Annotated in this window: 24 protein-coding genes; 14 read left to right on the forward strand and 10 right to left on the reverse strand. The window is 72.9% G+C overall.

Annotation, left to right across the window (positions count from 1 at the left end):
* The first annotated feature begins 242 nt into the window (after positions 1-242).
* Positions 243-1,232, forward strand: coding sequence for an RNA polymerase sigma factor RpoD/SigA (locus tag KBX43_RS13605; RefSeq protein ID WP_043330973.1), 990 nt, complete (start codon positions 243-245; stop codon positions 1,230-1,232).
* A gap of 72 nt (positions 1,233-1,304) precedes the next feature.
* Here the strand turns inward: KBX43_RS13605 and KBX43_RS13610 are convergent, their stop codons facing one another.
* Positions 1,305-2,270, reverse strand: coding sequence for a C40 family peptidase (locus KBX43_RS13610; RefSeq protein WP_043328816.1), 966 nt, complete (start codon positions 2,268-2,270; stop codon positions 1,305-1,307).
* Between the two features lie 406 nt (positions 2,271-2,676).
* Between KBX43_RS13610 and KBX43_RS13615 the strand changes: the two genes are divergently transcribed.
* Positions 2,677-3,186 (forward strand): DUF6232 family protein, encoded by a 510-nt coding sequence (locus tag KBX43_RS13615; RefSeq protein WP_104112957.1) that lies wholly within the window; start codon positions 2,677-2,679, stop codon positions 3,184-3,186.
* Positions 3,187-3,193: 7 nt separating this feature from the next.
* Here the strand turns inward: KBX43_RS13615 and KBX43_RS13620 are convergent, their stop codons facing one another.
* Both KBX43_RS13620 and KBX43_RS13625 read right to left on the reverse strand, forming a co-directional pair.
* The gene (locus KBX43_RS13620; RefSeq protein WP_043328820.1) at positions 3,194-3,523 is read right to left on the reverse strand and encodes a DUF3817 domain-containing protein; all 330 of its coding nucleotides are present in this window, start codon (positions 3,521-3,523) and stop codon (positions 3,194-3,196) included.
* 25 nt (positions 3,524-3,548) lie between these two features.
* The gene (locus tag KBX43_RS13625) at positions 3,549-3,980 is read right to left on the reverse strand and encodes a hypothetical protein (RefSeq protein WP_166457035.1); all 432 of its coding nucleotides are present in this window, start codon (positions 3,978-3,980) and stop codon (positions 3,549-3,551) included.
* A 125-nt stretch (positions 3,981-4,105) separates the two neighbouring features.
* Between KBX43_RS13625 and KBX43_RS13630 the strand changes: the two genes are divergently transcribed.
* Genes KBX43_RS13630 through KBX43_RS13640 form a run of 3 tightly spaced genes read left to right on the forward strand, consistent with a single transcriptional unit; the run spans position 4,106 to position 5,289 of the window.
* Positions 4,106-4,399 (forward strand): DUF6158 family protein, encoded by a 294-nt coding sequence (locus tag KBX43_RS13630; protein ID WP_030502251.1) that lies wholly within the window; start codon positions 4,106-4,108, stop codon positions 4,397-4,399.
* Entirely contained in the window at positions 4,399-4,716 is a 318-nt protein-coding gene (locus tag KBX43_RS13635) for a hypothetical protein (protein ID WP_064447778.1), read from the forward strand. Before KBX43_RS13630 ends, KBX43_RS13635 begins: the two co-directional genes overlap by 1 nt.
* Positions 4,717-4,749: 33 nt before the next feature.
* Entirely contained in the window at positions 4,750-5,289 is a 540-nt protein-coding gene (locus tag KBX43_RS13640) for a DUF1360 domain-containing protein (protein ID WP_030502249.1), read from the forward strand.
* A 59-nt stretch (positions 5,290-5,348) separates the two neighbouring features.
* Here KBX43_RS13640 and KBX43_RS13645 read toward each other — a convergent pair whose 3' ends face one another.
* The 3 genes from KBX43_RS13645 to KBX43_RS13655 are packed head-to-tail and all read right to left on the reverse strand — an operon-like array spanning position 5,349 to position 6,956.
* On the reverse strand, positions 5,349-5,558 hold the full coding sequence (locus KBX43_RS13645; protein ID WP_043328824.1) for a hypothetical protein: 210 nt from the start codon (positions 5,556-5,558) through the stop codon (positions 5,349-5,351).
* A 26-nt stretch (positions 5,559-5,584) separates the two neighbouring features.
* Complete coding sequence (locus tag KBX43_RS13650) at positions 5,585-5,818, reverse strand: hypothetical protein (protein WP_018786980.1); 234 nt, start codon at positions 5,816-5,818, stop codon at positions 5,585-5,587.
* A 40-nt stretch (positions 5,819-5,858) separates the two neighbouring features.
* Positions 5,859-6,956, reverse strand: coding sequence for a 3-deoxy-7-phosphoheptulonate synthase (locus KBX43_RS13655; protein ID WP_043328826.1), 1,098 nt, complete (start codon positions 6,954-6,956; stop codon positions 5,859-5,861).
* Positions 6,957-7,211: 255 nt separating this feature from the next.
* Here KBX43_RS13655 and KBX43_RS13660 point away from each other — a divergent pair, with 255 nt between their 5' ends.
* Positions 7,212-7,433, forward strand: coding sequence for a hypothetical protein (locus KBX43_RS13660; RefSeq protein ID WP_013288141.1), 222 nt, complete (start codon positions 7,212-7,214; stop codon positions 7,431-7,433).
* Here KBX43_RS13660 and KBX43_RS13665 read toward each other — a convergent pair.
* Positions 7,408-8,121 carry a phosphodiesterase gene (locus tag KBX43_RS13665; protein WP_210884636.1) on the reverse strand — a complete coding sequence of 238 codons (714 nt, stop codon included), beginning with the start codon at positions 8,119-8,121 and terminating at the stop codon, positions 7,408-7,410. The genes KBX43_RS13660 and KBX43_RS13665 overlap by 26 nt on opposite strands.
* 85 nt (positions 8,122-8,206) lie before the next feature.
* Here KBX43_RS13665 and KBX43_RS13670 point away from each other — a divergent pair, with 85 nt between their 5' ends.
* The 7 genes from KBX43_RS13670 to KBX43_RS13700 all read left to right on the forward strand — a co-directional run bounded on the left by KBX43_RS13670 (position 8,207) and on the right by KBX43_RS13700 (position 15,805).
* The gene (locus KBX43_RS13670; protein WP_043328830.1) at positions 8,207-9,496 is read left to right on the forward strand and encodes a pitrilysin family protein; all 1,290 of its coding nucleotides are present in this window, start codon (positions 8,207-8,209) and stop codon (positions 9,494-9,496) included.
* Entirely contained in the window at positions 9,496-10,839 is a 1,344-nt protein-coding gene (locus KBX43_RS13675) for a pitrilysin family protein (protein ID WP_069087278.1), read from the forward strand. Before KBX43_RS13670 ends, KBX43_RS13675 begins: the two co-directional genes overlap by 1 nt.
* Positions 10,840-10,936: 97 nt before the next feature.
* Positions 10,937-11,959, forward strand: coding sequence for an aspartate-semialdehyde dehydrogenase (locus KBX43_RS13680; RefSeq protein WP_064447774.1), 1,023 nt, complete (start codon positions 10,937-10,939; stop codon positions 11,957-11,959).
* Positions 11,960-12,062: 103 nt separating this feature from the next.
* On the forward strand, positions 12,063-12,731 hold the full coding sequence (locus tag KBX43_RS13685) for a TMEM175 family protein (protein ID WP_210884638.1): 669 nt from the start codon (positions 12,063-12,065) through the stop codon (positions 12,729-12,731).
* Between the two features lie 65 nt (positions 12,732-12,796).
* On the forward strand, positions 12,797-13,213 hold the full coding sequence (locus tag KBX43_RS13690; RefSeq protein ID WP_043328834.1) for a CBS domain-containing protein: 417 nt from the start codon (positions 12,797-12,799) through the stop codon (positions 13,211-13,213).
* Between the two features lie 160 nt (positions 13,214-13,373).
* A complete protein-coding gene (locus KBX43_RS13695) occupies positions 13,374-13,745 on the forward strand; it encodes an SCP2 sterol-binding domain-containing protein (protein WP_043328836.1) in 372 nt (123 codons plus the stop codon).
* Positions 13,745-15,805: a glycogen debranching N-terminal domain-containing protein gene (locus KBX43_RS13700; RefSeq protein WP_043328837.1), complete on the forward strand. Its 2,061-nt coding sequence runs from the start codon at positions 13,745-13,747 to the stop codon at positions 15,803-15,805. The genes KBX43_RS13695 and KBX43_RS13700 overlap by 1 nt, the downstream gene beginning before the upstream one ends.
* A gap of 1 nt (position 15,806) precedes the next feature.
* On the opposite strand, the gene KBX43_RS13705 is transcribed toward KBX43_RS13700, so the two are convergent.
* Both KBX43_RS13705 and KBX43_RS13710 read right to left on the reverse strand, forming a co-directional pair.
* On the reverse strand, positions 15,807-16,196 hold the full coding sequence (locus KBX43_RS13705) for a VOC family protein (RefSeq protein ID WP_043328838.1): 390 nt from the start codon (positions 16,194-16,196) through the stop codon (positions 15,807-15,809).
* Between the two features lie 9 nt (positions 16,197-16,205).
* A complete protein-coding gene (locus KBX43_RS13710) occupies positions 16,206-16,865 on the reverse strand; it encodes an alpha/beta hydrolase (RefSeq protein ID WP_043328840.1) in 660 nt (219 codons plus the stop codon).
* 100 nt (positions 16,866-16,965) lie between these two features.
* On the opposite strand from KBX43_RS13710, the gene KBX43_RS13715 reads away from it, so the two are divergent.
* Positions 16,966-17,718 carry a 1-acyl-sn-glycerol-3-phosphate acyltransferase gene (locus KBX43_RS13715; protein ID WP_209962994.1) on the forward strand — a complete coding sequence of 251 codons (753 nt, stop codon included), beginning with the start codon at positions 16,966-16,968 and terminating at the stop codon, positions 17,716-17,718.
* Between the two features lie 353 nt (positions 17,719-18,071).
* Here KBX43_RS13715 and KBX43_RS13720 read toward each other — a convergent pair whose 3' ends face one another.
* The gene (locus KBX43_RS13720; protein WP_043328843.1) at positions 18,072-18,815 is read right to left on the reverse strand and encodes a hypothetical protein; all 744 of its coding nucleotides are present in this window, start codon (positions 18,813-18,815) and stop codon (positions 18,072-18,074) included.
* Between the last annotated feature and the right edge of the window lie 34 nt (positions 18,816-18,849).

An 18,849-nucleotide genomic window follows, 5' to 3' on the forward strand; every position in this document is an offset into this window, starting at 1 on the left:
AATGGTGCCATTCCATGGGCGAATAGCGATTCAGCAGCTCCGGCGGGCCCCAAAAGCCGTGTCCGGAAGCCGTCCGAACCGGGCCGGTAACAGGAAACATGGACCGGGCTCTCAGCTAGTACTCAGGCATTCGTGACAGTTTCGACTCACGACATGGAATCCCCGAAGCGTCACATCTGTTGTGTAGGTGTCAGCACCTACGGGCACAGCGGAGGTTACGGGGAGGGCTGATGAACGTGGGGATGGCAAGGAACCGGGCAACCGGCGCGAGCGAGGGGACCGTGGCAATCGTGGACAAGAACATCGGCATGCGTACCGACGAGGTCGCCGAGGAGCGGGACCTGGTCGGCGTCTACCTGCACGAGATCTCCCGGACGCCGCTGCTCGACGCCGCCCGGGAGGTCGACCTCTCCAAGGCGATCGAGGCGGGCCTCTACGCCGAGCACCTGCTCGACGAAGACCGGATCCCCGAGGGCGTCGACCGGGAGGACCTGGAGCGGCTGGTCGTCGAGGGTGAGCGCGCGAAGGACCTGTTCATCCGCGCGAACCTGCGACTGGTCGTGTCCATCGCCCGGCGCTACGTGCGCTCCGGGATGCCCATGCTGGACCTGATCCAGGAGGGCAACACCGGCCTGGTCCGGGCGGTCGAGAAGTTCGACTACGAGCGGGGTTTCAAGTTCTCCACCTACGCGACCTGGTGGATCCGCCAGGCCATCAGCCGGGCGATCGCCCAGCAGGAGCGGACCGTACGGCTGCCCGTGCACCTGGTGGAGGACGTCAACCGGATGCGCAACGTGGCCCGGCAGCTCACCCGTGAGCTGGGCAGCGACCCGGAGCCGGAGCAGATCGCGACTGCCCTCGGCGTGACCGTCGAGCGGGTCAACGAGCTGGTCCGCTGGTCGCAGGACACCGTCTCGCTGGACACCCCGGTGGGCGACGACGGCGACACCAACCTCGGTGACCTGGTCGCCGACAGCGACGCGCCGTCGCCCGAGGAGATCGTGCTCACCGGCCTGGAGCGGCAGCGGATCGAGGGTCTGCTCAACCACCTCGACGACCGGTCCGCCGGCATCATGCGGGCCCGGTACGGCCTGGAGGACGGTCGCGAGCACTCGCTGACCGAGGTCGCGTCGCGGTTCTCGCTCTCCCGGGAGCGGATCCGCCAGCTGGAGATCCAGGCCCTCGGCCGGCTGCGTGAGCTGGCTCGCGCGGAGGGGCTGCAGGCGGCCTGACCTGGTAGTAATTGAGACAACGAACGGCCGGCGTCCGACAGGGGGACGCCGGCCGTTCGCCGTCCGCGTCGATCAGACCCGGCCGTAGCCGGCGATCGACATGATGTTCATACCGCGTTTGCTGACGTTGCGTCCGGCGCTGGGCGCGTCGATGATCTGGCCGTTGCCGACGTAGAGCGCCACGTGCCCGAGCCCGGAGTAGAACACCAGGTCACCCGGTTGCAGCTGGCTGCGGCTGATCCGCGTGGTGGCGTTCCACTGCCGTGCCGCGCTGTGCGGCAGCGACTTTCCGGCGGCCCGCCACGCGGCGAGCGTCAGACCGGAGCAGTCGTAGCTGCCCGGGCCGTCCTGGGCATAGCCGTAGGGCTTGCCGACCGCGCCGTAGGCGTACCGCACGGCCTTGCCGGCGTCGCCGGAGACGGCCGGGGGCTTGCCCGCCGAGCCAGCGTTGCCGGGCGCCTCGGTGGCCCGCCCGTACGCCCTGCGCCGCATCTCGTAGAGGTCGGCCAGGTCTCCCTCGATCCGCGTCTTCGCGGACTTGAGCTGCTTGGCCTGCGCCGCCTCCCGGGCGAGCGTGGCGTCCAGCCGGGTCTTCTGGTCGATCAGCCGCTGCTGGTCGGCGGTGAAGCTGGAGAGGGTGCGCTGGCGCTGGCGGGTGAGCTGGTCCAGTGTGCCCAGCCGCTCCGGCAGCGTGGCCTGGCCACCCGGGTCCAGCAGGGCCGCCGCGGTACGCATGCCGCCGGTCTTGTACGCCGTCGCCGCCAGCACGCCCACCTCGGCGCGGCTGCGCTCGGCCTGTTCCTGCAGCGGCCCGATCCGGGCCTCCAACGTGGCCGCCGTGGCCTTGTTGGCCTTGATGTCCTCGTTGAGCTTGTTGTAGGACTCGACGATTCGCTCCAGCTCAGTCGAGGACTTCTCGATCTGCTTCGTCAGCTCTGCGGGTGTGGGCTCGGCCCGGGCCACCTGCGCCGGGGCGAGCAGCGCGGCCGAGAGGCCGGCCACCGCGAGCGAGCGGAGCAGCATCCGTAAGGACGACAAGAGCGGAAAGCTCCTCTCCCACCGGCCGCCGGGCGCGTTCGCGACCCGGCGACACCGGCCCGGGGCCATCCGGGTGGATGGCTGTCGACCGGGCCGACCTGCACAACCTAACCCGTGATCGGAGTGGTCGGGAGTTCAAGCAGGGGCGAAAGTTGGCAAAGTGGCGGAAAGTGACGATGGTGCAGCATGGTGTGGCTCGCCCGATTGGTCGTTCTGGGCGGATGTCGTCAGCCACCGCCACGCAAAGTCATGACAAAGACTGAAATCGCTTCCTCTTTCCGGCGGGCCACCCGGGGCAGAACCGGCGGCCGATCGCCGAAAACCCGAGGTCAGGTGGCGGGCCCGCAACACAATGAAGCCCGGAACCGGGATTCCCGCACGGGATCCGCGTCCCCGGGAGGCCGCCGTGCAGACCGAACGCTCCGCCACCCAGCCGACCCGACCCACCTCGCCCAAACTGCTCTACGCCCGGCCCGGCATCGTCGTCACCGCCGAGCGCTTCACCGTCGGCCGCAACAGCTGGCCGGTGGCCGAGATCACCCAGGTGCGGACCGATCGCGGCCCGCACGACCGGCTCGCGATCCGCGCCGTCGCCGTGTCCGCCGCGATGATCGCCGCGGTCGGGCTGCTGCTCGGCTTCACCGGCGGCCTGCACCGGCTCACCGCCGAGGCGTACCTCCTGCTCGGCGCGGTCGGGCTGGTGCCGCTGCTGCTCGTGCTGATCGGCGACCGCTGGCGGCCCCCGGCACACGAGCTGTGGGGCCGGGTGCGGGGCACCGAGGTGCTGCTGTTCAGCAGCGACGACGAACGACAGTTCGGTCAGGTCAGCCGGGCGCTGCGCCGCGCCCGCGAGGCGGCGCGCATGGGCGGCTGGGCCGACCCACCGGCGGCCGAGCCGTGGCGACCGGCGCGGTGAGCGGCGCTCAGCCCGCGACCGGCTCCGGGGTACGCGGCTGCTGCTCGGCAGCCACCCACTGGCTCACCCGCCGCTCGGCGTAGAACGAGACGAACGGCACGGTCCCGGCGAGCATCACCAGCAGCATCCGCTTCAGCGGCCAGTTCGCCCGGCGGGACAGGTCGAACGTGAGCGCCAGATAGAGCATGTACAGCCAGCCGTGCGCCACGCCGACCACGCCCACCACGCTCGGGTTGTCGAAGCCGTACTTCAGCGGCATGCCGATCAGGACCAGCACCACGAGCGCCACGCCCACGATCCAGGCGATCACGCGGTACCGGGTAAGGGCTCCGCCCACCGTCGTCCGTCCTTCCGCACCGGCCTCAGCCGGGATAGTCGCCGGGCCGGGCGCCCGGATTGGCGTTCAACCAGGATAGATAGCGGTTGTACGCGGCCAGCTCGGCGTCGTCCGCCCCGTCGGCCGGGGCGGCCGGCGTCCGCACGACGCGCACCGGGCGGCGTACCGCCGGGGTGGTGACGGCCGGCTCGGCGCCGGCAGCCGCCGACGGCGCCGGATCGGCCGTCGGCTGCGCGTCGCCCGGCGGCGTCGCCCGCAGCGTCTGGCGGACCTCCCGCCACCAGACGAAGATCACGAAACCGGCGAACACCGGCCACTCGATCGCGTAACCGAAGCTGATCGCGTTGCCCCCGGCGGCGCGGGTGACCTGCCACCAGCCCATCCCGAGGCAACCCGCCACCAGCACGACCATGGCCACGTGGCGGACGATCCACGCCGGTGTCCAGAGCCGTTCCATGCCCACGAGAGTACCGGGACTCCCCGGGCGTCTCCGACACGGCGTCGTAGTCCGGGCGGTGGTTTGGTGGCACGCCCGCTGGGCATCCGAACAGGTGCCAACCCGAACGAGACGAGGGGGCGACGATGACCGAATCGGTACGCCGGGACGCGAGCCCGGAACAGCGGGTCGCGGAGTGGGACGGCGATCACGCCCGCACCGTCGACGGCGAGCAGCTCGGGGTGGACCCGGTGGAGCTGGGCGACGAGGACCTGGTCCGGGAGATGCAGAGCCTGCACCGCACCCGGCTGGACACGCTGCGCCACGCCACCGACTCGGCGCTCGCCAACCACCTGCGGCGCACCGCCGAACTGGAGACGGAGTACCTGGCCCGGCACCCCGGCCGGGAGGTCGACCCGAGCCGGCTGCGGGACGCCTGATGGGCAGCCACGCCGAGCGCGGCATGTCCGCGCCGCCGGAGGTGGTGTTCAACACCGCCACCGATCCGGACCGCTCCTCGGCCTGGCTGCCCGAGCGGCTGCGCAACTCCGGCACCTGCCGGGTCGAGGTCGTCGACGCCGACGACATGCGCGCCCGGTGGAGCGCCGCGGACTGGTCCGCCGAGATCGACGTGGAGCCGGCCGACGCGGGCGGCGCCCGGGTCCGGCTCGACCTGGCCGGCCCGGACCACGACCTGGCCGACGAGATCCTGGCCAACCTCGACCGCGAGGTGGCCGACAACCTGACCGCCGGCTGAGCCCGGCCGCACGACGAGCACGAGGAGGCCGGGTTGACCGGGAGTGGCCTGAAGCAGAAGGTGGCGCGCCTGCGCCAGGCGTACGCGCCGCACGAGCACCGGCCGCTGGAGGGCTACCTGAAGGCGATGGGCACGTACGCGGGCGTGACCGCCGCGCTCGTCGGCCTGGTCCGGGCGACCGGACGGCCGGTGCCCGAGCGGCCCACGCCGGCGGACGTGGTGCTGCTCTCGATCGCCACGCACAAGCTCAGCCGGCTGCTGTCCAAGGACGCGATCACCAGCCCGCTGCGGGCGCCGTTCACCCGCTACGACCACCCGATCGGCAGCGGCGAGGTGATGGAGCAGGTCCGCGACGAGGGCAGCCCCACCCGGCACGCGCTCGGCGAGCTGGTCAGCTGCCCGTTCTGCCTGGCGGTCTGGGTCGCCACCGGGCTCACCGGCGGCCTGGTGCTGGCGCCCCGGCTGACCCGGCTGGTCGCCACCGCGCTGACCGCGGTGGCCGCCTCCGACTTCCTCCAGATGGGGTACGCGGTCGCCCAGCAGGCGGCCGAGGGCGGTCACCACGAGGCGTGAGGGATGCGGACACGAAAGGGGCCGGCGCACGCCGGCCCCTTTTCGCGCGTCTCCCACGGTCAGGTGGGGGTGGTGCCGTGGTCCTCGCCGGCCCAGCCGCGCGACGCCTCCGGCTCCCGCTCCTCCTCGTCCTCCCCGGTGACGATGTCCCGGTCCACAGCGGTGCGCTCGTGCTCGTTGGCGAAGTCCGGCTCCGGCAGCGTGTCGACGCCCTCCGGGGGCTGGCCGAGCGCCGCCAGGTGCTCGTGCTCGGGGTTGCGGTCGGTCATGTCGCGTCCTCTCGTCTTCCGGGGGCTCAGGCGACCGTGCCGCCCAGCAGATCGGCCGCCTCGTCCGCCGCGTACTCGCCCTGGGGGAGCGCGGCGATCCGGGTGAGCAGCTCCGCGGGGAGTTCGGCGGCCACCGCCCGGCGGTAGATGTCCGCCTGGGTGATCCGCTCCTGGCCGTGGTAGATGTCGTCGAGCAGGTCGTCGAGCGGCCGCGTGTCGGGCTGCTCGGTCACGGGCGCGTCATCGGTCACGCCGACCACCTACCCGGCGCCGAACCGGTCAAACTCGCCCCAACCCCGCTCAGGCCGGCGCCGGCAGCGTGGCCCGGCGGGCCCGGACGGCCTGGGCCAGGTGCTCCAGGACCTCGGCAGTGGTGTCCCACCCGATGCAGGCGTCGGTGACCGACTGGCCGTACGCCAGCTCCCGGGTCGGGTCCAGGTCCTGCCGGCCGGGCACCAGGAAGCTCTCCAGCATGATGCCGACGATCCCGCGCTGACCGGCGGCGAGCTGGGCGGCCACGTCGGCGGCGACCAGCGGCTGGTTGCGGTGGTCCTTGCCGCTGTTGGCGTGGCTGGCGTCGACCACCACCCGCTCCGGCAGGCCCGCGGCGCGCAGCAGCTCCAGCGCCCCGGCCACCGACTCCGCGTCGTAGTTCGGCCGGCCGCCCCCGCCGCGCAGCACCAGGTGCCCGTCCGCGTTGCCCCGGGTGTGCATGATCGCCGGGGTGCCGGAGACGTCGATGCCGGGGAAGACGTGCGGCACCCCGGCCGCCCGGATCGCGTCCACGGCGGTGGCGATGCTGCCGTCGGGGCGGTTCTTCATGCCGATCGGCATGGACAGCCCGGAGGCGAGCTGCCGGTGCACCTGGCTCTCCACCGTCCGCGCGCCGATCGCGCCCCAGGCCACCGTGTCCGCGATGTACTGCGGGGTGATCGGGTCGAGGAACTCGCAGCCCACCGGCAGGCCCAGCCGCAGCACGTCGAGCAGGAGCGCCCGCGCGGTACGCAGACCGGTGTTCACGTCGCCGGACCCGTCCAGCGCCGGGTCGTTGATCAGGCCCTTCCAGCCCACCGTCGAGCGCGGCTTCTCGAAGTAGACGCGCATCACCACGAGCAGGTCGTCGGCGACCCGGGCGGCGGCCTCGCGCAGCCGGCCCGCGTACTCCAGGGCGGCGGCCGGGTCGTGCACGGAGCAGGGGCCGACGACGACGAGCAGCCGGTCGTCGTCGCGGTCCAGCACCCGGCCGACGGCACGGCGGCCCGCCACGACGGCCTCGGCCAGCGGGGTCTCGAGCGGCAGGTGGTGGTGCAGCAGGGCCGGGGTGGTCAGCGGCACCACACGGTCGATGCGCTGGTCGATGACCCGATGGGCGTCCTGGGACGTGGTCACGGTGGGGATTCCTTCCGCCGACCGTGCCCCCGTGCCGGGTCCGGGGGATCGAGCCGGCTGCTCGCATACGAAAGGGCAGGGAAAAGAATCCCTGCCCGGCCGGCTCGAAGAGGTAAGTGACGTCAGCTCATGGTCGAGTCACCGGCTCCTCCAGCCGGCTGCCTAAACCATCGATACGACCGCGTCACGTCGGCCAGCGTACCCGACGCGCGCCGGAAAGCCCGCTGTCGTTCCGAAGTGCGGAACACGGGGTATGTGATCGCCATGACCACCAGCCATGACCCCAGTGACCAGGAACGGATCGAGTCCCGGGCGCATCTGCTGCCGGAGGAGGCGGCGGCGGGCAGCGACGACGCCGAGGCGCAGGCCGACGCGATCCTCACCGAGTCCGACATCCGCGAGGCGGACCAGAACGCCGCCCCCGACACGGTGCTGGAGCACCGCACCTCCGAGCAGACCGTCACCCCCGTCGAGCCGCCCGACTGAGCGTCGCGCCCCGGGCCCGGCGGGAACCCCGGTAACTGTCGTTCCGCAACCGGGCCAGCGGGCCGGCCAGGCGCAACCCCGGCGGCACGTTGCCGATCGGATCGAAGGCGAGCGCGGCGTCCTCGGCGGCGCCGCGCTCGCCGTCGAGGCGTACCTCGCCGAACGGCCGCCACCGGCCTGCCGCCGAGGCCACCGCCAGCACCAGCCGGGGCTCGTCGGCGGCCACCGCCGCGCCCGCCCCGGCCAGGCCGCGACCCAGGTCGGGTGACTCCGGGTCGGCCAGCACGGCCAGGAACAGCCGTCGCCCGCCGGCCCGGAACGGCATGATCGACGTGTACGTCCCGGTGAAGCGCCGCCGGGGCAGCGGCAGGTTCCGCAGCACCGGCGCTGCGGCGCTGGAACTGAACAGCAGGTCCACCGGCGGCTCCGGGTCGCGGTGCAGCCGTACCGCCACGCCCAGCACGTCCGGCCAGGCGCCCGGCGTCGGCACGCCCTTGGAGAGGCGGATCGTGGCCGGCCACCGGCCCGGCAGGTCGAGCAGCGGCACCCCGGTCGGCGGTCCCGGCGTACCCCAGATCCGGACCTCGCCGCCGAACGTGCGCCCGGCCGGGTGCAGCAGGCGGGCGTGCCGGAGCCGGGCCAGCGCGGCGGCGGCGCGCTCGACGGCGGACGGTGAGGTGGCGGCCATGCCCGCACGGGTACCCCGGCGCGCACCGACGATGCTCCGGCGCGCGTGTCACCTTTCCGCCTCCGGGATCGGATAGCGTCGTCTCATGCCCGACAGCGGTTTCCCCTGGCCGATCGAGACGACCCGACTGGACAACGGCCTGCGTGTGGTGGTGAGCGAGGACCGCACCGCCCCGGCCGTGGCGGTCAACCTCTGGTACGACGTGGGCTCCCGCCACGAGCCGGCCGGACAGACCGGCTTCGCGCACCTCTTCGAGCACCTCATGTTCGAGGGTTCGGTGAACGTGGCGAAGACCGAGCACATGAAGCTGATCCAGGGCGCGGGCGGCTCGCTCAACGCGACCACCAACCCGGACCGCACCAACTACTTCGAGACCGTTCCGGCCGAGCACCTGGAGCTGGCGCTCTGGCTGGAGGCCGACCGGATGGGCGGGCTGGTGCCGGCGCTGACCCAGGAGACGCTGGACAACCAGCGCGACGTGGTGAAGAACGAACGGCGGCAGCGCTACGAGAACGTGCCGTACGGCGACGCCTGGCTGCGCCTGCTGCCGCTGCTCTACCCGCCGGGGCACCCGTACCACCACGCGACGATCGGGTCGATGGCCGACCTGAACGCCGCCGACCTGGCCACCTTCCAGGAGTTCCACAGCACCTACTACGCGCCGAACAACGCCGTCCTCACCGTGGTCGGCGACACCACCGCCGCCGAGGTGTTCGGGCTCGCCGACAAGTACTTCGGCGGGCTCGCCGCGCGCGCCGACATCCCGGCCGCGCCGGACGGCCGTACCGTGCCGGCCACCGGCCGCCCGGCGGTGGAGACGGTCACCGCCGACGTGCCCGCCCCCCGCGTCTACGTCGCGCACCGCACTCACCCGTTCGGCACCCCGGGGTACGACGTGACCACGGTGCTGGCCACCGTGCTCGGCAGCGGCCGGGGCAGCCGCCTCTACCAGCGCCTGGCCGACGGCGAGCGGATCGCCCAGCCGGACCTCGTCGGCGCGTACGGGGTGGACCTGGCGCACGCGCCCGCCCCGCTGATCGCCACCGCCACGGCCCGCCCCGGGGTGAGCGCCGAGCGGCTGCGCGACGGGCTGGCCGAGGTGGTCGACGAGCTGGCCACGGTGCCGGTGACCGCCGCCGAGCTGGACCGCGCCAAGGCGCTGCTGAGCACCATGTGGTGGCGGCAGATGTCCACTGTCGACGGGCGGGCCGACACGCTCGGCCGGTACGCCACCCAGTTCGGCGACCCGGCCCGCGCGGCCGACCGGCTGCCGGCCTGGCTCGCGGTGACCGCCGAGCAGATCGCCGAGCAGGCCGCCGAGCTGCTCGGCGCCGCCGACCGGGTGATCCTGACCTACCTGCCCGAGGAGAAGTGATGTCGCTGATCGCCACCCGTCCCGGCCCCGGCGCCGCCCGGGCCTACCGGTTCCCGCAGGTGGTCCGGCGGACGGCGGCCGGCGGCCAGGTGGTCGCCGCGCACCTGCCCGGGCAGAACCTCGCCGTCGCGTTGCTGCTTCTCGACGGCGGCGCGGGCCGGGAGCCGGTCGGCAAGGAAGGGCTCGGCGCGGTGCTGGCCAAGGCGCTGGAGGAGGGCACCGCGCAGCGGGACGCCACCGCGTACGCGCTGGCCATCGAGGCGCTCGGCACCGAGCTGTCGACCGGGCTGGACTGGGACTCGTTCCAGGTGAGCGTGCAGGTGCCGGTGGACCGGCTGACCGCCGCCGTGGAGCTGCTCGCCGAGGCGGTCCGTACGCCCCGGCTCGACCCGGCCGACGTGCGCCGGGTCCGCGACGACGAGGCGACGGCGCTGCGGATGGACTGGGCCAACCCGGGCCCGCGCGCCGACGCGGTGCTGCGGGCCGAGCTGTTCGGCGCGCAGCACCGGTGGGGCCGCCCGCTCTACGGCGACCCGGACAGCGTGGCCGCGCTGGAGGTGGACGACGTCACCGTCTTCCACTCGGAGTGGTTCATCCGCCCCGGCACCCTGATCGTCGCCGGTGACCTGGAGCGGATCGACCTGGACGCGCTCGCCGCGACGGCGTTCGCCGGCGCCGGCGGCGGCCCGGTGGAACGCGGCGGCCCGATCGACGTGCCGCTGACCGGGCAGCGCCGGATCATTCTGGTGGACCGGCCCGGCTCGGTGCAGTCCACGCTGCGGCTGGGCCACCCGTCCCCGCACCGCGCCCACCCGGACCACGTGCCGATGACGCTCGCCGGCACCGTGCTCGGCGGCGCGTTCACGTCCCGGCTCAACCACCTGATCCGCGAGGTGCGCGGCTACACGTACGGGATCCGGGGCGACTTCGCCTCGTCCCGGCGGTTCGGGCGGTTCGCGGTCAGCTCCGGCGTGCAGACCGCGGTGACCGCCCCGGCGCTCGTCGAGTCGGTGGGCGAGATCTCGCGTACCCAGCTGACCGGGGTCACCGAGGACGAGCTGGAGGTGGCGCGCTCCTGGCGGGCCGGCCAGCTCTCGGTCGAGCTGCAGAGCCCGCGCGCGATCGCCGCGGCCCTGACCACGCTGGTCGTGCACGACCTGCCGGACGACTACCACGCGCGGCTGCGGGAGCAACTGCTCGCGGCGACCGTCGAGGACGTTTCCGCCGCCGCGGCGACCTACCTGCACCCCGAGTCGCTGACCATGGTGATCGAGGGGGACGCGGCGGTCATCCGGGACGAGCTGGTCGCCAGCGGTCTCGGCGAGGTGCTCGACCACACGTGACCGGACGGGGCGGCGGGCCTGTGATTCCCGTCGCCCCGCATCCGCGCGGTGGGAAACGTTTCCCACCCGCACCGCCCGGCTGGGTAGCCTCGCGGGCATGAGGATCGGCATTGTGGGAGCCACCGGTCAGGTCGGTGGCGTCATGCGGCAGGTGCTGGCGGAGCGCGAGTTCCCGGCGGAGCAGGTGCGCCTGTTCGCCTCGGCCCGGTCGGCCGGGCGCACGCTGCCCTGGCGCGACGGCGAGGTCACCGTCGAGGACGCGGCCACCGCGGACTACCGCGGCCTGGACATCGTGCTCTTCTCGGCGGGCAAGGCCACCGCGAAGGAGCTGGCTCCCCGGGTCGCCGAGGCCGGCGCCGTGGTGATCGACAACTCCTCGGCGTTCCGGATGGACCCGCAGGTGCCGTTGGTGGTCGCCGAGGTCAACCCGCACGCGATCGCCGACCGCCCGAAGGGCATCGTGGCGAACCCCAACTGCACCACGATGGCCGCCATGCCGGTGCTGCGTCCGCTGCACGACGAGGCCGGGCTGGTCAGCCTCGTCGTCGCCACCTACCAGGCGGTCTCCGGCGCCGGCCTGGCCGGCGTGGCGGAACTGGACGAGCAGGTCCGCAAGGTGGCCGGGGACGCCGCCGGGCTGGCCTTCGACGGCGGTGCGGTGGAGTTCCCGGCGCCGCGCTCGTTCGCCCGCCCGATCGCCTTCAACGTGCTCCCGCTCGCCGGCTCGATCGTCGACGACGGCTCGTTCGAGACCGACGAGGAGCAGAAGCTGCGCAACGAGAGCCGCAAGATCCTGGAGATCCCCGGGCTGAAGGTCTCCGGCACGTGTGTGCGCGTCCCGGTCTTCACCGGCCACTCGTTGCAGATCAACGCCCGGTTCGCCCGCCCGATCGACCCGGCCCGGGCCCGCGAGTTGCTCGACGGCGCGCCCGGCGTGGCGCTGCGCGACGTGCCCACGCCGCTGGAGGCGGCCGGCCAGGACCCGACGTACGTCGGCCGGATCCGGGCCGACGAGACCGTCGAGCACGGGCTCGCGCTGTTCTGCGCCAACGACAACCTGCGCAAGGGCGCGGCGCTGAACGCCGTGCAGCTCGCCGAACTGGTCGCCGCCGAGCGCTGACCCTGCGGGCGTCCGTGCCGGGCCACCCGGCACGGACATCCGCTCAGCGGGTATGCCCGCCGGGTCGCCGGCCGCCCCGCGCGCCGGCAGGGCGGAGGTGCCGATGACGGCCGAAGGGGACACCGAGGCCGCCGGGATGCGTTCGGACACGGGCCGGGCGATCGGGTTCAGCGACGCGGTCTTCGCCATCGTCATCACGCTGCTGGTCCTCGACCTGCGGGTGCCCGAGACGGCGCCGGGCGGAATGCTGCGCGCGCTGCTCGACCAGTGGCCGGTCTACCTCGCCTACGTCACGTCCTACCTGTACGTGGCGGTCAACTGGCTGAACCACAAGGGGACGTTCCACCGGGTCCGCTGCGCCGACCGGGGACTGCACTGGGCCAACCTCGGCGTGCTGTTCAGCGTGGCGCTGCTGCCGTTCGTCACCGCGCTCGTCTCCCGCGCCGTGGAGGAGGGCGACGTCTTCGACGAGCGGGTCGCGGTGTCCGCGTACGGGCTGGTCGGCGTGATCCTGTCGATCACCTGGCTGTGGCTCTACCACTACCTGAGCCGGCACCCGGAACTGCTGGAGCCGCACGTCCCCGCCCGTTTCTTCGAGGCCGAACGCGTCCGGGCGCTGCTCGGCGTCCTCGCGTACGCGATCGCCGGTCTGGTGGCCGTGTTCCTGAGCGTGCCGGTGGCGCTCGTGGTGCTCCTGCTGCTGCCGATCTTCTACGGGCTGTCCAGCAACGGCTTCTACGACCTGCGCCGGCGCCTGAGCCACCGGCGGTGACGCCCCGCGTTACCCCGCCTCGGGCGGCGGGTAGACCGCCCTGCCGACACCGAGAGGGGAGCACCATGACAACGGTCGGAGAGTTCATGACGACCCGGTTGGTGACGATGGACGGCAACGACACGCTCACCGCCGCGGCGCAGGAGATGCGCGACAGCGCCATCGGCGACGTGGTGGTGACCGACGGCGACAACGTGGTCGGTATCGTCACGGACCGGGACATCACGGTGCGGGGCGTGGCCGAGGACATGGATCCCACCTCCACCCGGCTCAACCAGATCACCAGCAAGGACGTGGTGACGGTGAGCCAGTACGACGACGCGGTGGCCGCCGCCGACCTGATGCGCACGTACGCGGTCCGCCGGCTCCCGGTGGTCGAGGACGGCCGGCTGATCGGCCTCATCTCCATGGGTGACCTGGCGGTCGAGCGGGAACCCCAGTCGGTGCTCGCGGACATCAGCGCCGACGACCCCAACAACTGACCTGACCGACGCGGTGACGCCGGCTCCCGGTTCGGGGGCCGGCGTTCCGCGTCACGCAGGCGACGCGGCGGTCACCCGGATCGGGCGAGGTTGACCGCGGAACGGGTGGGGACACCGCATCCCGGACGGAAGACCGCGGAACGCGGGAGGAGTCGCCCGGATGGTGGACATGGCCACAAGATTCTTCGAGGACCTGGACCGGCGGGGGTTCGAGCCCCTGTTGGTCAAGACATCCGGAACGCTGCGCTTCGACCTGCACGAGGGCCCGCACACCACGCACTGGCTGCTGGAGATAGAACGGGGCAACCTGCGGGTCCGGCAGGAGGACGGCGAGGCGGACACCGTGGTCGGCACCGAGCCGCGCCTCTTCGCCGAGCTGGTCGGCGGTGAGGAGAACGCCATCGCGGCGCTGCTGCGCGGCGACATGACTGTCGTCGGCGACCTCCGGCTGGTGTTGCAGGTCGAGCGGGTCTTCCCCGGTCCGCCGGACTCCCGGGGACCACGTCACACGTTCGGTGGGAGGGGCGCCTGATGCCCGGGCAGAACACCGTCCGCATCCTGGACGGCAACACGTTCGTGGTCAGCGAGGACAGCGGCGACATCGAGGCCACCCCGAACGAGCCGACGGGTCTCTTCTCGCTCGACACGCGCTACCTGTCGAAGTGGGTGCTCACCGTCAACGGCGAGCGGCTCAACGTCCTGTCCTACGACGACCTGCAGTACTACGAGGCCCGGTTCTTCCTGGTGCCCGGCATGGCCACGCACTACATCGACGCGAAGCTGTCGGTGATCCGGGAACGGGCGGTGGGCGGCAGCTTCCGGGAGACGCTGACCATCCTCAACCACGACGAGAAGGCGGTCGACCTGGAGGTCCGGATGGACGCCGGGTCCGACTTCGCCGACCTCTTCCAGATCAAGGACGAGATCCTGAACAAGAAGGGCGAGCTGTACGCCGAGGCCGAGTCGGACCGGCTGCGCCTGGGCTACCGGCGGGGCAACTTCCGGCGCGAGACCGTCGTCTCCGCCAACCAGCCGGCCCGCTACGACCAGCGCGGCTTCGCCTGGAGTCTGCGGCTGGAACCCAACGAGCAGTGGGACGCCGTCATCGACGTGCAGACGTTCGCCATCGGTCCCGGCGGCCGGGACCTGCGGATCGGGCTGCGCGCCCACGGCGTCGAGCGGCTCGCGCTCCAGCACGACCTGGAGGAGTGGATCAGCCGGGCCCCGAAACTGAACAGCGAGCACGAAGATCTCGCCGCGACCTACCGGCGGAGCCTGGTCGACCTCGCTGCGCTGCGCTTCTCGCCGCTGTCGCTCGGCGGGCAGACGCTGCCCGCGGCCGGCCTGCCCTGGTTCATGACCATGTTCGGCCGGGACAGCATCCTCACCTGCCTGCAGGTGCTGCCGTTCGCGCCGGAGATGTCGAAGACCACGCTGCGGATCCTCGCCGCGCTGCAGGGCACCCGGTTCGACGACTTCCGGGACGAGGACCCGGGCCGGATCCTGCACGAGATGCGCTACGGCGAGACCGCCGCGTTCGAGGAGCAGCCGCACTCGCCGTACTACGGCTCGGTGGACGCCACCCCGCTGTTCGTGGTGCTGCTCGACGAGTACGAGCGGTGGACCGGCGACGGGGCGCTGGTCAAGGAGCTGGAACTGGAGTGCCGGGCCGCGCTGAGGTGGATCGACAAGTACGCCGACCTGATCGGCAACGGCTACATCTGGTACGAGCGGCGCAACACCGACACCGGCCTGGAGAACCAGTGCTGGAAGGACTCGTGGGACTCCATCTCGTACGCCGACGGCACGCTGCCGCCGTTTCCCCGGGCCACCTGTGAGGTGCAGGGCTACGCGTACGACGCGAAGATGCGCGCGGCCCGGCTGGCCCGGGTGTTCTGGGGCGACCACACGTACGCCGACCAGCTCGAACGCGAGGCCGCGGAGCTGAAGCGGCGCTTCAACCAGGACTGGTGGGTCGCCGACCGCGGCTTCTACGCGCTCGCGCTGGACCCGGACGGGCGCCAGTGCGACGTGCTCAGCTCCAACATCGGCCACCTGCTGTGGAGCGGGATCGTGGACGAGGAACGGGCGTCGAGTGTCGCCGAGCACCTGGTGGGGCCCCGGCTCTGGTCCGGCTGGGGGGTGCGGACGCTGGCCGAGGGCGAGGTCCGCTACAACCCGATCGGCTACCACAACGGCACGATCTGGCCGTTCGACAACTCGTTCGTCGCCTGGGGCCTGCGCCGGTACGGCTTCAACGAGGAGGCGGCCACCGTGGCCAACGGCATCCTCGACGCGGCCGCCTACTTCGACGGCCGACTGCCCGAGGCATTCGGCGGCTACCAGCGGGAGCTGACGAAGTTCCCGGTGGAGTACCCGACCGCGTGCAGTCCGCAGGCGTGGTCCACCGGCGCGCCGCTGCTGCTGATCCGCACCATGCTGGGCCTGGAGCCGCACGAGGGGCACCTGGCGGTGGACCCGCGCCTGCCGATGGGCATGGGACGCATCGAGGTGCTGGACATCCCGGGCCGCTGGGGCCGGGTGGACGCGTTCGCCCGGGGCCGGCTCGACCTCGACGAACTGGCCGAATGAGTCAGTGCCCGGGCGGACGCGCGGTGTGCGCCTCGTCCGGCGGCAGCAGGCAGAACTCGTTGCCCTCCGGGTCGGCCAGCACGGTCCAGCGCGGCAGCTCGCGTACCACTGTCGCGCCCGCCTCCAGCACGGCGGCCCGCTCCTCGGCGTCGCCGACCAGGTCGAGGTGGATCCGACCGGGCGCGGGCAGCTCGGCGGCGGGGCTGATCCACAGGTCCGGCCGCCGCCCGTGCGGGTCGCGCAGCAGCACCGCCTCGGCCGGGGCGAGCGTGCCCTCGGCGAGCTTCACCCGGTCCTCCTCGACCACCGGCAGCCCGGTGACCGCGCTCCAGAACGGCGCGAGCAGGTACGGGTCGCGGCAGTGGATGACGATCGCGGCGAGGTCGGGCATGCCTCGAACCTAGTCGCCCGCGACGGCGGGCAGGACGTTGTCCAGGAACGCGGCGGCGGTCGCGAGCAGGTCGGGCCGGGCCAGGTCGAGCGCGTGACCCCCGCCTGTGAGCCACAGATGCACCGGGTGACCGGCGGCGAGCAGCCGAGCGGTCAGCTCGACCGGCTGGGCGGCCGGCACCGCCTCGTCGTCGCGGCCCTGGACCAGCAGCACCGGCACGCCGGAGCCCAGGTGGGTGGCCACTGTCGCGTCGGCGGTGGCCGGGTCGCCCGCGGCCGGCGGGTGGCCCAGCAGGTCGGTCCACGGGTCGTCGCCGGGGGCACGCCGTCGCCGCTGCTCCGGGTCGAGCGGGTCGACCGGCGCCCAGTACGCGAGCACGCCCGCCACATCGCCGGGCCGGTCCACCCCGCGCAGGGCGAGCTGGAGGGCCAGCATCCCGCCCGCTGAGTCGCCGCCCACCAGCAGCGGCAGGCCGTCCGCCCCGCTCCACGCGGCGCGCGCGGCTTCGCGTACGTCATCGAGCTGGGCCGGCCAGCGGGCCTGGTGGGAGAACCGGTAGGTGGCCTCGACCACGCGCAGCCCGAGGGACGCGAGCGCTCTGCCGTCCTCCTCGGCGCGGGCACGCCAGCCTCCGCCGTGGATCCAGAGCAGCACCGCGCGTTCGGTCACGGCACCATCGTCGCCGCACCCGCCCCCGGTGCGCGAGCCCGGTCTGCCGAGGGCAGATCGCCCCTACGGTCGCGTAACCTACCCGGGGTAAAGTTTCGCCATGTCGGAACTCGTGTACCCGCCCGTGATCACCGCCGCGAAGACGATGTTCCGGCTCCTCGACCTGCGCCTCGACGTGTCCGGCAGCGAGCACGTGCCGCCCACCGGCGGCGCCGTGCTCGCATCCAACCACGTGAGCTACCTCGACTTCATCTTCTGCGGCTACGGCGCGCACCCGGCCAAGCGGCTGGTCCGCTTCATGGCCAAGGACAGCGTCTTCCGGCACCGCGTCTCCGGGCCGCTCATGCGCGGCATGAAGCACATCCCGGTCAACCGGGCCGCCGGCGCCGGCTCGTACGCCGCCGCGGTGAGCGCGCTGCGCCGCGGCGAGGTGGTCGGCGTCTTCCCGGAGGCGACGATCAGCCGCTCCTTCGTCGTCAAGGACCTCAAGAACGGCGCGGCCCGGATGTCGCAGGAAGCCGGCGTGCCGCTGCTGCCGGTCGCGCTCTGGGGCACCCAGCGCATGTGGACCAAGGGCCGCCCGCGCACGCTCACCCGCCGGCATACGCCGATCACCATCATCGTCGGCGATCCGATGGACCCGGCCGCCTACCCGGACGCCACAGTCATGACCGCCGACCTGCGTACCCGGCTGTCGGCGCTCGTCGACCGGGCCCAGCGGGAGTACCCGGACCAGCCGTCCGGCCCGGACGACACCTGGTGGCAGCCGGCCCACCTGGGCGGCAGCGCGCCCACGCCGGAGGAGGCCGTCGAGCTGGACCGCTCCGAGCGCCGCACCCGCAGCGCCTCCTGACCCCCGCGGTCCGCAGCTCGGCTCGGCTCGGCTCGGCTCGGCTCGGCTCGGTAGATCTTGGTACGAAAAGGCCCCCATGAGGGCCCTTTCGTACCAAGATCTACACAGATCTCATGACGTAGTACGTTCGTCTCATCTGGTGGTGTGCCCTCCAGGAGTGCGGTGCGCGCCCGGCCGAACTGAGCGAGTGGAGTCTCACGCAACGCCCCTCCGTTGCCGAGATCTTCGGCCGCCCACCACGCACATACGAGGAAAGGGCCGCCGAGAACGCTCACCTGTTCCGCCGACTGAGGACAGCCGCACCGCGCAAGGATGCACCTCCATGCCGCAGAGGATGCGCGCTCGGGGGAGGGTCAGCAGGCGGAACCGGGCTGGTCGCGGGCCGGGACGTCGGACAGCGCCCACGGCGACGCCTCGGCCACCGGCGGACGGTAGTAGTCGTCGCGGGACAGGAACTCCACCGGCAGCGAGCCCGGCAGCGTCACCGTGCCGAGCATCGGGCCGGGGGAGGCGGCGACCCGGGTGGCGAGCACGTCCCGCTCCGGCGGTGAGAGGTCGACCAGATCGGGGTTGGCCAGGCGGTATCCGGCCACCGCGCGGCGGACCTGCCGGGCCAGCCCGGCGACCGGCCCGACCGGGCCGGTCAGTGCCAGCGCCGGCTGCCGGATGGTGCGCAGCGCGTCGCAGACCACGCGCAGCTCGGCTGTGCCGTCGCCGTGATCGACCAGTTCCAGCCGGGACGGCCACTGCCAGCGGATCTGACCGCTGACCAGGCGGGACAGCCGGACCGGGCGCCGGTGCCGGGCACCCGTCCGGCTGTCCCGCCCGGGGACCACTGACAACTCGGAACCGCTGCAGACGTACGCCAGCCGGCGGTCGGTCACGGTGATCGTCGCCGGCGCGGGCAGCGCCCAGCAGCGGACGTCCTCGGTGGGGCCCAGCAGGTGACCGGCGACCCGCAGCAACTGATGCCCGAGTATGCGCTCACCCGGCTCGGGCACCAGCGCGTAACGCCGGTCCAGCACGGGACGGGTGGGGTCGGCGTCGGCGTCGAACCGATGCGGTCCGACGAAGAAGGGTGCGGCGTCCTCCGGCACGGTACGACCTCCCGGTGACGGTTGGCGGTATCAG

It is taken from the genome of Micromonospora sp. C41, from assembly GCF_018070485.1.
Taxonomy (GTDB): Bacteria; Actinomycetota; Actinomycetes; order Mycobacteriales; family Micromonosporaceae; genus Micromonospora; species Micromonospora chalcea.

Bases quoted from the DNA above. Each gene is read 5' to 3' on its own strand.
- KBX43_RS13660 (WP_013288141.1), top strand. From the start codon at position 7,212: ATGACCACCAGCCATGACCCCAGTGACCAGGAACGGATCGAGTCCCGG.
- KBX43_RS13605 (WP_043330973.1), top strand. From the start codon at position 243: ATGGCAAGGAACCGGGCAACCGGCGCGAGCGAGGGGACCGTGGCAATC.
- KBX43_RS13670 (WP_043328830.1), top strand. From the start codon at position 8,207: ATGCCCGACAGCGGTTTCCCCTGGCCGATCGAGACGACCCGACTGGAC.
- KBX43_RS13635 (WP_064447778.1), top strand. From the start codon at position 4,399: ATGGGCAGCCACGCCGAGCGCGGCATGTCCGCGCCGCCGGAGGTGGTG.
- KBX43_RS13630 (WP_030502251.1), top strand. From the start codon at position 4,106: ATGACCGAATCGGTACGCCGGGACGCGAGCCCGGAACAGCGGGTCGCG.
- KBX43_RS13675 (WP_069087278.1), top strand. From the start codon at position 9,496: ATGTCGCTGATCGCCACCCGTCCCGGCCCCGGCGCCGCCCGGGCCTAC.
- KBX43_RS13715 (WP_209962994.1), top strand. From the start codon at position 16,966: ATGTCGGAACTCGTGTACCCGCCCGTGATCACCGCCGCGAAGACGATG.
- KBX43_RS13680 (WP_064447774.1), top strand. From the start codon at position 10,937: ATGAGGATCGGCATTGTGGGAGCCACCGGTCAGGTCGGTGGCGTCATG.
- KBX43_RS13685 (WP_210884638.1), top strand. From the start codon at position 12,063: ATGACGGCCGAAGGGGACACCGAGGCCGCCGGGATGCGTTCGGACACG.
- KBX43_RS13690 (WP_043328834.1), top strand. From the start codon at position 12,797: ATGACAACGGTCGGAGAGTTCATGACGACCCGGTTGGTGACGATGGAC.
- KBX43_RS13625 (WP_166457035.1), bottom strand. From the start codon at position 3,980: ATGGAACGGCTCTGGACACCGGCGTGGATCGTCCGCCACGTGGCCATG.
- KBX43_RS13705 (WP_043328838.1), bottom strand. From the start codon at position 16,196: ATGCCCGACCTCGCCGCGATCGTCATCCACTGCCGCGACCCGTACCTG.
- KBX43_RS13695 (WP_043328836.1), top strand. From the start codon at position 13,374: ATGGTGGACATGGCCACAAGATTCTTCGAGGACCTGGACCGGCGGGGG.
- KBX43_RS13700 (WP_043328837.1), top strand. From the start codon at position 13,745: ATGCCCGGGCAGAACACCGTCCGCATCCTGGACGGCAACACGTTCGTG.
- KBX43_RS13645 (WP_043328824.1), bottom strand. From the start codon at position 5,558: ATGACCGACCGCAACCCCGAGCACGAGCACCTGGCGGCGCTCGGCCAG.
- KBX43_RS13665 (WP_210884636.1), bottom strand. From the start codon at position 8,121: ATGGCCGCCACCTCACCGTCCGCCGTCGAGCGCGCCGCCGCCGCGCTG.